Origin of the sequence: Hymenobacter sp. YIM 151858-1, from assembly GCF_025979705.1 — a bacterium.
Taxonomy (GTDB): Bacteria; Bacteroidota; Bacteroidia; order Cytophagales; family Hymenobacteraceae; genus Solirubrum.
The window spans coordinates 438,339-451,168 of record NZ_CP110136.1; the positions used below are offsets into that span (position 1 = coordinate 438,339).

The 12,830-nt window shown below is 53.7% G+C and carries 11 protein-coding genes; 7 read left to right on the top strand and 4 right to left on the bottom strand.

Going from position 1 to position 12,830, the window contains the following annotated elements:
- The first annotated feature begins 85 nt into the window (after window positions 1–85).
- The 4 genes from OIS50_RS01810 to OIS50_RS01825 all read left to right on the top strand — a co-directional run bounded on the left by OIS50_RS01810 (window position 86) and on the right by OIS50_RS01825 (window position 5,325).
- A complete protein-coding gene (locus OIS50_RS01810) occupies window positions 86–1,426 on the top strand; it encodes a site-specific integrase (protein WP_264692625.1) in 1,341 nt (446 codons plus the stop codon).
- Between the two features lie 63 nt (window positions 1,427–1,489).
- Window positions 1,490–1,720: a hypothetical protein gene (locus OIS50_RS01815; RefSeq protein ID WP_264692626.1), complete on the top strand. Its 231-nt coding sequence runs from the start codon at window positions 1,490–1,492 to the stop codon at window positions 1,718–1,720.
- A 356-nt stretch (window positions 1,721–2,076) separates the two neighbouring features.
- Window positions 2,077–2,388 carry a hypothetical protein gene (locus tag OIS50_RS01820; protein WP_264692627.1) on the top strand — a complete coding sequence of 104 codons (312 nt, stop codon included), beginning with the start codon at window positions 2,077–2,079 and terminating at the stop codon, window positions 2,386–2,388.
- A gap of 183 nt (window positions 2,389–2,571) precedes the next feature.
- Window positions 2,572–5,325: a class I SAM-dependent DNA methyltransferase gene (locus tag OIS50_RS01825; RefSeq protein ID WP_264692628.1), complete on the top strand. Its 2,754-nt coding sequence runs from the start codon at window positions 2,572–2,574 to the stop codon at window positions 5,323–5,325.
- A 287-nt stretch (window positions 5,326–5,612) separates the two neighbouring features.
- Here the strand turns inward: OIS50_RS01825 and OIS50_RS01830 are convergent, their stop codons facing one another.
- Both OIS50_RS01830 and OIS50_RS01835 read right to left on the bottom strand, forming a co-directional pair.
- Window positions 5,613–6,413 (bottom strand): hypothetical protein, encoded by an 801-nt coding sequence (locus OIS50_RS01830; protein ID WP_264692629.1) that lies wholly within the window; start codon window positions 6,411–6,413, stop codon window positions 5,613–5,615.
- A 581-nt stretch (window positions 6,414–6,994) separates the two neighbouring features.
- Window positions 6,995–7,420, bottom strand: a complete 426-nt coding sequence (locus OIS50_RS01835) for a helix-turn-helix domain-containing protein (RefSeq protein WP_264692630.1) — start codon at window positions 7,418–7,420, stop codon at window positions 6,995–6,997.
- Window positions 7,421–7,674: 254 nt separating this feature from the next.
- On the opposite strand from OIS50_RS01835, the gene OIS50_RS01840 reads away from it, so the two are divergent.
- Window positions 7,675–9,612, top strand: a complete 1,938-nt coding sequence (locus OIS50_RS01840) for an ABC-F family ATP-binding cassette domain-containing protein (protein ID WP_264692631.1) — start codon at window positions 7,675–7,677, stop codon at window positions 9,610–9,612.
- A gap of 263 nt (window positions 9,613–9,875) precedes the next feature.
- Here the strand turns inward: OIS50_RS01840 and OIS50_RS01845 are convergent, their stop codons facing one another.
- Together OIS50_RS01845 and OIS50_RS01850 are read right to left on the bottom strand one after the other, a co-directional pair.
- Complete coding sequence (locus tag OIS50_RS01845; RefSeq protein ID WP_264692632.1) at window positions 9,876–10,406, bottom strand: hypothetical protein; 531 nt, start codon at window positions 10,404–10,406, stop codon at window positions 9,876–9,878.
- 156 nt (window positions 10,407–10,562) lie between these two features.
- A complete protein-coding gene (locus tag OIS50_RS01850) occupies window positions 10,563–10,946 on the bottom strand; it encodes a tyrosine-type recombinase/integrase (protein WP_264692633.1) in 384 nt (127 codons plus the stop codon).
- Between OIS50_RS01850 and OIS50_RS01855 the strand changes: the two genes are divergently transcribed.
- Window positions 10,921–11,229, top strand: a complete 309-nt coding sequence (locus OIS50_RS01855) for a hypothetical protein (RefSeq protein WP_264694437.1) — start codon at window positions 10,921–10,923, stop codon at window positions 11,227–11,229. The two genes, OIS50_RS01850 and OIS50_RS01855, sit on opposite strands and share 26 nt — an antisense overlap.
- Window positions 11,230–11,399: 170 nt before the next feature.
- Complete coding sequence (locus OIS50_RS01860; RefSeq protein ID WP_264692634.1) at window positions 11,400–12,779, top strand: type IX secretion system plug protein; 1,380 nt, start codon at window positions 11,400–11,402, stop codon at window positions 12,777–12,779.
- Window positions 12,780–12,830: the final 51 nt, after the last annotated feature.

A 12,830-nucleotide genomic window follows, 5' to 3' on the forward strand; every position in this document is an offset into this window, starting at 1 on the left:
TATGCGGTTTGCAGGAGAGCATCGGGGAATCGGTTCTACTCTGCTAGGCTCTGTTTGCTGACTAAGTGCTGACTAAATTCCCGAAATGGCTGCTATCTTGCCATGGCGTCTAACAAAAGCGGGCGCCAGCGCATATATGCCCAAAAAGCCGAATTCCCGAAATCTAACGGTGGTACTCCGCAACCTCGATAAGCACGGGTTTGCCAGCGTCTATGTGCAGTACACCTACCAACGGCAGCCCAAGCGTTTCCCGACCGGCGTAAAGGTGCTACCGGATGGCTTTGAAGATGGGAAGGTGGTGCCGTGCCAGAAGGTAGCCAAGTGGGCAGAGCATAACGCTACCGTAGCCGCCCGGAATTCCGATATCGACAAGGTGAGAACGGAGTTAGACGGATTGATTCAGCTTCACCAACTGCAATTCAAGGCGCTGCCGCCGTTGGATTGGGTAGCGGAGCGGTTTGAGGCGCCTCGCAACGTGGAAAAAGGTGAGAGGCGGGACTTCTGGCAGTGCTTTGACGCCTTACAAATAGAGTCAGAGGCATCGGTAAAACAGAAGACTGCTAAAAACAACACGGTGCGGACGTTGAAGCCGCTGCGCACGCTGTTGCGGGAATTCGAAACGGCGCGGGGTATCCGGCTTACGTTCGACTCTTTCGATTACAAGCTGTTCGGGGAACTTAATTCGTTTATGCTGGCAGATGGAATGCTAAACGGCAGCATTCGCACGCGGCTGGCAAAGCTCAAAGCGGTACTTAACCATTTCGTGCGGGAGGGAGCGTGCAAGAATGTGGCGTTTCGGGAGTACCGATTCGACCGGACAAAGCAGAAGGATGCTCCCAACAACCAAAGGATTTTCGCGCTGAGTGAGCAAGAGTTTGATGAGTGGCGGGCGGTGAACTTGTCTGATAACCCTCGATTAGAGTATGCCAGGGATTTATTCGTGCTCTGCGCTTCTACAGGGTTGCGCTACAGTGATGCTATTAGGGTGAAGCCTACCAACGTAAGCGGGGGTGTGCTGCGCATTACCACACAGAAAACCGGGGATAACCTTGCCATTCCGTTGAACGAAAAGTCAGCCGCCGTACTGGCGAAGTATCCCAAGGGAATGAAGGCGGTTGACTTGGCTCTGTACAATGCGCGGCTGTTAGAAATAGCCCAACGTTGCCCCTCGTTACATGTGCCTTTCGAAACCATGGCCTACAGCGGAGGGCGGGAAGTGCGGCGTACGAAAGGAGGGGAGGTTAAGGAAATGCGCTGGCAGCACGTAACCTCGCACGCAGGGCGCCGGACGTTTGTTTGCCTCTGCCTTGCCAAAGGATTTCCCGAATTCAAGATTCGCAGTTGGACGGGCCACAAAGACCTCAGCTCGTTTGTGCGGTACGTGGACACCGAAACGGGGGGAAACGCTATAATGGCCGGTTTCTAAGCTGTTTTGTTGCGGGTTTATTCGTGGTAGCTTGCTCTACACTAATAAACCAACCATCCAATCATGCTTGAAGTCAAAACAGAGAACGGCATTCGTTTAGTCAATCCTAATTACATCGTAGGCGCCCGTTGGGTTAGCAAAACCAGTGTGCTTATTCAGATGCAGCGCGAGCACTTGGACGCGGTTGTAGCCTTCGACAGTGCTGAAGCGGCTCAAGAATTTTGGGACAAGCTGAAAGGTAAAACCGGCAAAGAAGGCAGCGTGTACGATACCCGTGGGCTACTAGAATTCTAAGCCCTACGAATACAAGCTCAATAGCCTCGTTGCCCATGGCGACGGGGCTTTTTAGTGGAGCAATACAGCAATAGCGGGTTTGTAACCTTTCAGAGTTAATATTAGTCCATGAAACGAATCGGGGCTATCGTAAGCTATATCCTCACTCTAATGGTCGGGGTACCCCTAATACTTGCTGCTGGCTGCGCACTTATCGCCTTTATCTACTGGCTGATGATTTTCGGCCCTTCCGAAATGTGGGCGGCGCTTACTACTGCTATTCGAGTCGGGTTCAATCACGAATGGAAATTTGCTGAAGTCTTACTGGTGTTGCTTGTGGCATATCTAGTGCTCCGCAAACGGAACCCAACTGGGGCATGAAAAAGAGCTTCGAGAACTACGCCATTCAAGTTTATTCAGTAGTAGGCGGGTTGCTTTCAGCCGTATGGATGCTGCTTGTAGTATGGGAGGTGCTGGTAAGAGTACTGCCAAGATTTGCAGAATGGGCTAACGAGGTTGGGCAAACGTTCATGCAGCATCATTGGCGTTGGGAAGAGGCCGTGCTTTATGGAGGGCTAGCCGCCATTGTTTACCATCGTTTTCATAAAGCATGGGAAAGCTTTCTCAGATGGTTGTGGGGAAAGGTGAGGCGCCGTGCTAGCCACGTTGCAGAGGAAAAGTCACTGTAAGGTGGCTTTTTTCGTTTTGGAGCAGCGGGAGAGGCTACCGCATGAATAAATTGTTGCTGTGGGGCGCCTATTTCATGGGATTTTGAGTGGAGTGTCCAAGTATAAATCCAACCGGTTTCTTGTAAAAAAGATGGTAGCGACACCATAACTTGCTGCCCGCTTTTACCTGATACCGTTTGACCTGTGGCACTAAGCCTATTCGAGATTAAAGACCGTGCTATTCGCTTTGCGCAGGAGTGGCAAGGCGAAACCAGAGAGCACGCCGAAGCCAAGGCGTTCTGGGGAGAATTCTTCGATGTGTTCGGCATAAACCGCCGCCGCGTGGCCACTTTCGAAGAGCCCGTTAAAAAGCTATCGGGGCAGCAAGGGTTTATTGATTTGCTCTGGAAAGGCACCCTGCTAGTAGAGCACAAATCGCGGGGCAAAGACCTCGACAAAGCCGTGCAGCAGGCCAAAGACTACTTTCCCGGCCTCAAAGACCACGAGCTGCCCAAGTACATCTTGGTTTCCGACTTCGCCCGCTTCCGTCTCTACGACCTCGATGAAGAGACCAGCTTCGACTTTCCGCTCGAAGAGCTGCACCAGCACCTACACCTGTTCTCGTTCCTGACGGGCTACCAGAAGCGCCAGTATAAAGCCGAAGACCCCGCCAACATCCGGGCGGCCGAGCTGATGGGCGACCTGCACGACGCCTTGCTGCGCGGCGGTTACACAGGCCATAAGCTTGAGGTGTTGTTGGTGCGAATTCTCTTCTGCCTGTTTGCCGAAGACACTGCCATTTTCGAAAAAGACGCGTTCCGCTCTTTTCTGGAAGAGCACACCCGGGACGATGGCTCCGACGTGGGCACCCAGCTGGCCCAATGGTTTTCAGTGCTCGACCAACGCCCGCAAGACCGGCAGCGACAGCTACCCGCGCACTTGCAGCAGTTGCCTTACGTTAACGGTTCCCTCTTCACCGAGTTCTTCCCATTTCCGGCCTTCGATGCGGCCCTGCGGGAGCAGCTGATTCGCTGCACATATTTCGATTGGTCGCGCATTTCGCCAGCCATTTTCGGCTCACTGTTTCAATCCGTAACCGACCCCATAAAGCGCCGCAACTTAGGCGCCCACTACACGTCTGAAGCCAACATACTGAAGGTAATTCAGGGGCTGTTTCTCGACGAGCTGCGTCAAGAGCTGGCCGCCGCTGGCCAAAACCGTCAGAAGCTCGACCAGCTGCACCGGCGCCTCGAAAAACTGCGCTTCCTCGACCCCTCATGCGGCTGCGGCAACTTCTTGGTTGTTACCTACCGCGAGTTGCGCCTGCTGGAGCAGGAAATCCTAGAGCGCCAGTTCGCCGCACAGGTAGCCAAAGGCCAGACCGTTGATTTAGCATTGTATGCCCGCGTGCAGGTAGACCAAGCCTACGGCATTGAGGTAGAGGAATTCCCGGCCCGCATTGCCGAAGTGGCCATGTGGTTGATAGACCACCAACTGAACCTGCGCCTCTCCGAAGCCTTTGGTAACCTCTACCTGCGTTTGCCCCTCACGCGGACTGCCAAAATTATACATGGCAACGCGCTGACCACTGATTGGGAGCAGGTAGCGCCGAAAGACCAGCTGACCTACATCCTGGGTAATCCGCCATTTATTGGCTCGAAGCTGATGACGGAGCAGCAGCGCAAGGAGTTACTGGCAGTGACGGGGCCAAAACTGCAAGGCGCGGGCGTGCTCGATTACGTAGCCGCGTGGTACCTCAAAGCCGCGCAGTACATCCAAGGCACCGCCGTGAAAGTAGCTCTGGTAAGCACCAACAGCATCACACAGGGCGAGCAGGTAAGCATCTTGTGGGGCGAAATGCTTAACCGCTACGGCATTCACATTCAGTTTGCACACCGCACCTTTAAATGGAGCAATGAGGCGCGCGGAAATGCCAACGTGTTTTGCATTATCGTAGGATTCGGGCTTGATGCTCCTGCTGTTTGTCGGCTCTTTGATTACGTAACCCCTCGGTCTGAGCCGCAAGAGTTGCGCGTCAAGAACATCAACCCTTACCTAGTTGATGCAGGTAATATTGTAGTTGCAAGCCGTAGCAAACCTTTAGCACAGATTGCACCAATGCGCTTCGGCAATATGCCTCTTGACGGTGGGAACCTAATACTGGATGAGCAGGAAAAAGAGGAGTTATTATCAGCAGAACCATTAGCCGGAAAATTTATTCGTCCCCTCATAGGCGCCCATGAGTTCCTAAATAATAAGCATAGATGGTGCTTATGGCTAGTTGATGCAACCCCTACAGACCTGAAGGAGTTGCCCTTGGTTCAAAAGCGAATTAAGCTTGTAAAAGAATTTCGGGAATCCAGCACCGCTCCCTCTACCCGGAAATTTGCACTAGTACCCAGCTTATTTCGTGATACCAAGCAGCCGACCAGTACCTACTTGGTTATTCCACTTCACTCATCCGAGTCAAGGCGATATATACCAATTGGTTTTATTGAACCTCACTGTATTGCGAACAATAGCTGTTCGATAGTGCCAGATGCTAACTTGTATCAGTTCGGGGTAATGACGTCCGCTATGCACATGGCATGGGTACGACAAATCTGTGGCCGTCTAAAAAGTGATTTCCGCTATTCAAAAGACCTCGTCTACAACAACTTCCCCTTTCCCGCCTCGCCCACGCCCAAGCAGGTAGCCGCCGTAGAGGCCGCGGCCGGGCAAGTGCTAGCGGCGCGGGCGCAATTCCCTACCGAGAGCCTAGCCACCCTCTACGACCCTTTAACCATGCCTCCGGCTTTGGTAAAGGCCCACCAGCAACTAGACAAAGCTGTTGACCTGTGCTACCGTGGCGCCGCATTCCCAACTGAATTGAGCAGATTAGAATATCTATTCGAGGAATACCGTCGTTTAGCCAGCGAGCCAGGGAAAGTAACAAAGGCAAAGCAGATTGCAGTATAAAAAAAGGGCGGCTGAAGAGCTGCCCTTTTTTATAAATGTTTAAAAATTAAAACGGAATTTATTTCTCGGTGATGTGTGCGTAGGTCCTACATTTTCCACTGCCCCGGCCTATCCTGGGGGGAGGAGGGGGATATGAGCGTATTTTGCTGTCCTATTATATTCAGTGTGCTTTGATTAACACCTGTGCTATATTGCCTGCATGAATAAAACATCGGTATAAGTGCAAAAAAACAACATTAATTGAGGGTTAGGAACAAGGTGTTTTACGCCATGGTGGTATCGTACTGTTAACCCAGGTTGTTAATAGGGGTTAGGCAACGAAATACATGTTCAATGTTGACTTGACGAGTCATGGCTTCTTGCGTCGGCGCCCCATTGTAGGACTCCGCATACTTAGCTAGCAAATCAAACCACGAGGAAGCTCCCATTGGGATGGGCATGGAATTAATGAAATGTAGAATGTAATCCCTCTCCACACCCGAGCCCATTTCAACATACCGATGAACAGCACCCTTCAAGGTTACGCGGTTAAGCCAGTCTTTGGTTCTGCGGGTAGAACTTGCTGGCGCCATAGCTGGAGGCTCGCCATTCAAAGCATCTAGATTCAATAAGTTGTATCTGCGGTAACGTTTATTGCGGTGCTTGTCGCGCTCGAACTCTCTGGTATCAACAACTATTAAGGCATTGCCTAATGCTTTGCGGAATAGCCGTTCGAGCTGCATCGTGTCATTTAGTTCGTCGGGGCCGAATTGAAAAGCTCGCAGATACCGACGTACTAGCCGCACCTCGACTCGCTCGATGGTGGCGCCAACATCGAGACCGTTGCGACGGTGAAATGAAGTAATATAGTGCTTCTGCGAGTGGAGGATTTCCTTGCTTTTGTTGTACACTGTTACCTGCTTGCCACAAGAGCCATTTTGGAAGACGCCACGACCAAAAATAAACTGCTCATCTCCATGGAAGCATCTTAAAGAGTGCTGCGCGGGCTTGAACCAAGCTTCAGGATTTTGTTTTATCCAAGTCGAGTGCCTGTAGATATAGCTTAAATCCTTCAATAAATTGCCGGCCATGTCAAGAGCCAATTCCATTGTGCTAATTTTCACAAATGAAAGCCCAAACGTGGCGCAAATATGTAGGTAGTAGTAATGCCATCCAGGCTCCGTGTAAAAAACCTCGTTTTCAAATCGTAATCTTACGATTGCCCGATTGGATGAATCATGAGCATTCGTATGTAGAATGCCAACTTTGCGATTGTTAATCCAGATATCGAAGCGATAATGAAAATAAGTGTCAGGCTTCCTAAGCGGCCGGAGTACTATTTCAGGGCTAACTAAAATAGAGCGCCCTTGTGATGGATACAATCTAGTTAGTTCAGAGTATCCAAGCTGCCCGGATGCAGGCTCTAAGTCTAAAGCAAGTTTGTCAAGAACAAGGGTGTGATTATTCGGTACAGATATACCGTCATTGATTAGCATTTAAGTTGGTGTGAGAGTAAGTACTACACACCAAACATTCCGACATCGAACGAGAATTTGGGGCCTTTTCGGAGGGAAGTAGCCGATTTTCGTGTTTTTCTATGCTTAGCAATAGTATTTGTTGGGCAACTGATACATTATTGCTCGTAGCTCAAAAAAAGCTGTGGGTGCTTCACGGCCGTTTCATAGGATTCTTACGTTGGCAAATCCGTTTCCCAAACTCGCCAGCACGCCCTTTGATTTGTGCTCTTCTCATTGAGGTTGTGGGCCGGTAGTTGTCCGGCCTCTATCATCTTGTACACCTTGGCGGGGGTGATGCTCAGGCGTTGCGCTACCTCGGCAACAGTAAGGCGGCGGGCGCCAGTTGCGGCATTGGTGTTGCGGCGGGTTTCTTCGGCTGCATGATTTTCTTGGCGCTGCCAATCATCGGCCATAATAAAGCCTGACACGGCCACGGAAAGGCGGGAGAGAGTATCGGCTAAGGCTTGCAGTTCTTCGCGGGCTACGGCGAATGTTAGACGCTCGTAGCGGGATGCCAGGACGGGCGCCAACTCTGCCGGTTGAATTCGTTGCATGCGGTACAGGGTATCCTCTATCAATTGGCGGTGGTGTTGCTGCATGGTGTCGCGTTTACCGATAGTGGAAAACGAAAAAAGGCTCCCATTGGGGAGCCTCAGTCGGTGGTGTTGCTGTTTGGTGCATATATGGTTAAGCCATCGTGTTTGTTAGGACGGGGCACAACTTTTTCGCGGGCGGGGTTTCGTACCTTTGCGGCGCGGCTGGGCTTCAAAAGTTGGGGTACGGCCGCTGTAGCTGACTGAATGCTGACTAAGTGCCGTAAAAAGTGCTTCTGTTGGCTCCTAATGCGGATTACGTGATTTCCATCTCCGACCTCGACTTTCACTTCGGTGCCCGTACGCTTTACGACGGCGCCAACCTGCATATCAAGCCCAAAGACAAAATCGGCCTTATCGGGCTGAACGGTCAGGGCAAATCGACGCTGCTGCGCCTGCTGGTGGGCGAATACAAGCCCGACGGCGGCAGCATATCCATGAGCAAAGACGTATCGCTGGGCTTCCTGAACCAGGATTTGCTTAGCTACGACTCGCACGAGCCGATTCTGATCGTGGCCATGCAGGCTTTCGAGGAGGCCCTGGGTCTGCAGAAGAAGATCGACGAGGTGCTGCTGGAGTTTGAGAACAACTACACCGACGACCTCGTGGATAAGCTGGCTGCCCTGCAGGAGCGCTTCGAGGCCCTAGGTGGCTACACCATGCAGGCCCGCACGGAGGAGATTCTGGAAGGCCTCGGCTTTACCACCGAAGAGCTGCAGAAGCCGCTGAAGCTGTTTTCGGGTGGCTGGCGCATGCGCGTGATGCTGGCCAAGATTCTGCTGCAGCAACCCTCGCTGCTGCTCTTGGACGAACCCACCAACCACCTGGACTTGCCCTCCATTAAGTGGATTGAGAACTACCTGGCCGATTACGAAGGCGCCGTCATCATTGTATCGCACGACCGCGAATTCCTCGACAACACTACCAACATGACGGTGGAGGTGACGGGCGGCAAGCTGGTGCCCTACGCCGGCAACTACTCCTATTACATGGAGGAAAAAGCCCTGCGCGACGAGATTCACCAGGGGGCCTACGAAAACCAGCAGGCGGCCATCCGGCAGGCCGAGCGGTTTATCGAGCGTTTCAAGGCTAAGGCCTCCAAGGCCAAGCAGGCCCAGAGCCGCCAGAAGATGCTCGACAAGATGGACCGCATCGACTCGGTAGCGCCCGAGGCGGCCAAGGTCAACTTCTCGTTCCGCTTCTCGGTGCAGCCCGGCCGCCACATCCTGCGCATGGAGCACGTCACGAAGAAGTACGGCGAGAAGATCATCTTCCGCGATACGAACGTGCACATCGAGCGCGGCGACAAAATTGCCCTGATCGGGGCCAACGGCAAGGGTAAGTCTACGCTGATGCGCTTGGTGTCGGGCACCGAAGCGCCCACGGCGGGCACGCACCAGCTGGGCCACAACGTGATTATGGCGTTCTATGCCCAGCACCAGCTCGAAAGCCTGAACGTGGACAACGAGGTGCTGCAGGAGATGGTGCAGGCCGGCTCGAAGCGCACCGAAATGGAGTTGCGCACGGTGCTGGGCTCGTTCCTGTTCACCGGCGACTCGGTGTTCAAGAAGATTAAGGTGCTCAGCGGCGGCGAGAAAAGCCGCGTGGCCCTGGCCAAAACGCTGATTTCGGAAGCCAACTTCCTGCTGCTCGACGAACCGACCAACCACCTGGACATGCAGTCGGTAAACATCCTGATTCAGGCCCTGGATCAGTTTGAGGGCACCTTCCTGGTCATCAGCCACGACCGGTACTTCGTGGAGAACGTGGCCACTAAAATCTGGTACATCGAGGACTACCAGCTGAAGGAATACCCCGGCACCTACCACGAGTACGAGCAGTGGCAGGAAGAGCGCGCCAAAGAAGCCAAAAAGCTTGGCCTGAATACGCCGGCTGCTTCCAAAGCCAAGCCCGTGGAGGTGAAAAAAGAACTGAGCCAATCGGAGCGCGAAACCGCCCAACGCGAGCTAAAGCAGGTAAGCAAACAGTTGCAGGAAGTAGAAGCCCGCGTAAGCAAGCTGGAGCAGGAGCTGGCCGGCTACGAAAAACAGCTCGCCGACCCGAACATCTACAACAACGCCGCCCAGCTCAAGGACGCCACCGTGAAGTTTGAGCAGGTGAAGAAGGAGCTCGGCAAGGTGAACGACCAGTGGAGCGAGCTGGCCGAGAAAGTAGAAGTGCTGGAAGGCAAGCTATAGCTGAAAACACCTGGCCAACTGGCCGTCGTCACATCAATACAAAAGCCCCGCCGGATGCAGCAGCTTCCGGCGGGGCTTTTGATTTTTTGAAAAGATATATCAGCTGTTTACCGCCAACGGAACAGGGCTTTGCGATGTCGTGGCATTCCGTGTTGGGTCAGTTTAAATTTGTTACTAAATTTTAATAGTATTACAATCGTTCAGTACTTGTTTATCAGCCACCATGTCGCAAAACCGGTGTAAGGCGATGTTTGTTTTGACGACTACAAAAAAATGCCAGGGCGGTTATCTTCAATAACTTTCGATACTTTATCAATTACTTCAACACAGCCTTTTATAAATTTGTCATCGACGTCAATTAAGGCGGCTACTTCAGAAACATCCCCCTCATTGAAGAAATTTTCTGTAGATTTCTTGACTTGCGAGGTTAACGTCCCTCCATTTTTCGCAACTAAAGCATTATAACTTCTTCCTTGCCCGTGTTTCAAAGCATTAATGGCTAATTCGATGTCTGTGAATTCTTGCAAAAGAGTTGCCTGACCTGCTTGCTTTAAAATGTTCTTTGCTTCGACAAAGCCGTTATTGCAACTTAATCTGTCTTGTAAAAGCGCTTCGAACACTGAAAATATTCCGACAGCGAAAATTATTTTGTCTAGTCGAACCATTTGTAGCGTTTTGACTAATGGTGTCACTGCACTTGTTTGCAATTCCTCAACTGTTTTGTCTTCCACTTCTTGCAAAGTTGTAAGTGTGAACGTAGCGCATCTATATGCTAATTCGGGAAAGCTGTGCATATCGTCGTTGATAAACTTATGAAATGCTCATTCAATTTCGCCTAACGCTCTTGTTAACGCTAGCCGGTTTCGTGAAAGTAGAGTTAATAACTTTTTAAACCGAAGGGTAGTAGCGTTTAGCATACCAATCGGGCGCGCTTGCCGCTGCCGGAAGGATTACAAGCCTAGGCTGTCGAGTGGAGAGGCCGGGCGGTTGCGTTGGGCGACATGGGTGTAGATTTCGGTGGTTTTGATACTGGCGTGTCCGAGCAAATCTTGGATGACCCGGATACCCGTCCCGGCTTCCAGCAGGTGCGTGGCATAGGAGTGGCGTAGCATGTGCAGCGTGACGGGGCGCCGGATACCGGCCCGCGCGGCGGCTTGTTTTACCAGCTGCTGCAGGCTTCGCTCGCTGTACGGCTCGCCCGGCTGCTGCCCCTCAAATAGGAACGTAACGGGCCGAAACTGCCGGTACTGCTTGCGCAATAAATGTAGTAAACTCACCGGCAGCGGCAGGTCGCGGTCTTTTTTGCCCTTGCCGCCGCGCACATACTGCGCCATTCGTTTGCTGTCGATGTCGGTGGGTGAGGGCCAGCACTTCGCTCAGCCGCAGGCCCAGGCCGTAGGCGAGCATCAGCATGTCCCGGTGTTTCCGGTTGTCGGTGCCGGCCAGCAGGGCGCGCACCTCCACTTTGGCCAATACTTTCGGATTGGTCAGGGGCTGCTTGGGGCGGGGCACGGCGTAGTGCTGCCGGGGCTGGCCTTCTACCTGCTCGTAGTAAAACTTGATGGCGTTGTTTGGTACGTCTCCGAAATACCGGTCCCCACGCGCGCCGCCAGGTAATCCAGCACGTCCTGTTTGCTCAGCTCCAGCGGCAGGCGCGGGGCGTGGTAGGCAAGCAACTGCTGGAAGGCCGTGCGGTAGTTTTTGAGGGTGGCCGGGCTGTACCTTGAGGCCGCGCATAGCAGTAGCACGAATAGCAGGATAACATACGCCGCCCGTACCTTCGCAACATGCGCATCTCCACCGTTGCCCTGCTACTCGCCGTATCCGCTGCCCCGGCCTGCGTGCCCCTGGGCACGCCCATCACCGACCCCAACGCCGGACGCCCCGGGCAGGGCAGCGCCGTGCAGGCACCTAGGGCCAACCAGCAGCTGCGCTTCGAGGATGCCGTTTACGACCCCGACGTGCAGAGCGTGCAGTGCTACGCCGCTACCGGGCAGCCCACCGAAATCTTCAACCCGCCGGTGGTGCCGCTCGCGAGTAGCGGCAGCATGGTGCTGGAGTTCGACATCCTGGGTAGCCAAAGCCGCCGCCTCACGGCGCGCCTCGTGCACTGCAACGCCGACTGGACGCCCTCCGTCCTCACCGATCTGCAGTTTCTCAACGAAATCAACGAGTTCAACCTCACGCAGTACCGCACTTCGGTGGGTACGCAGGTACCGTATTTTCATTACCGCTTGCCCATTCCGTCGGTAAGAATCTCGGGCAATTTTCTGTTGGTGGTGCAGGATGGCACCACCCGGCAGCCGTTGTTGTCGCGGCGCTTGCTGGTGTTTGATAACCTCGTGGAAGTGGCCGCGCAGCCTGGGCTGGCCCCCGGCGGCAACGCCCGCTACACCATGCAGCAAATTGATTTTGCCATTCGCTACGGCAACTACCCGCTCGTGAACCCGGCCGTGGAAACCAAGGTGGTGCTGCGCCAGAACTTCCGCTGGGACAACGCCAAGTACAACCTGCGGCCCACCTTCGTGCGCGATGCCGAGCAGCAGCTCGATTACCAGTACTTCAACTTCGAGAATGCCTTTCCGGCGTTCAACGAGTTTCGCTTCGCCGATTTACGCTCCTTGCGAACCGCGGGCCTGGGCGTAGCTCAGCTCAATATCGAAGCCTCCCCGCGCGAGGTGCTGCTGCTGCCCGAAGAAACCCGCGCCAGCCGCGCCTACACGCAGTACGAAGATGCCGACGGGCAGCGCGTGTTCGAGAGCCGCGAATACGGCAACGGCGCCACCAACGCTGATTATGTCTGGACAACGTTTCAGCTGCGCGCCCCCAGCGTGGCGCCGGGCCCCGTGTACGTGTTCGGCGCCCTCACCGACTGGAAGCTGAAAGACGATTTCAAGCTTACCTACAACGCCGCCCAACAGCTCTATACCGGCCGGGCGTTGCTTAAGCAGGGCTACTACAACTACTACTACGTGGTGGGCCAGCCCGGCAGCGCCCCCGATGCGGGCTATTTCGAGGGCAGCTACCAGCTCACCCAAAACCAGTACGATATTTTGGTGTACTACCGCCCGCCCGGCACCCGCACCGATTTGCTCATCGGCTACCGCCCACTGCAGGTAAACGGCTCGCAAGTGCGCCAAAGCCAGCCGGGCCTGTTTCGGAGGTAGCGGCTGATGGGTGCGGAGTAGTTGGTATTGAGTAGGTAGTGTTGGGTACTG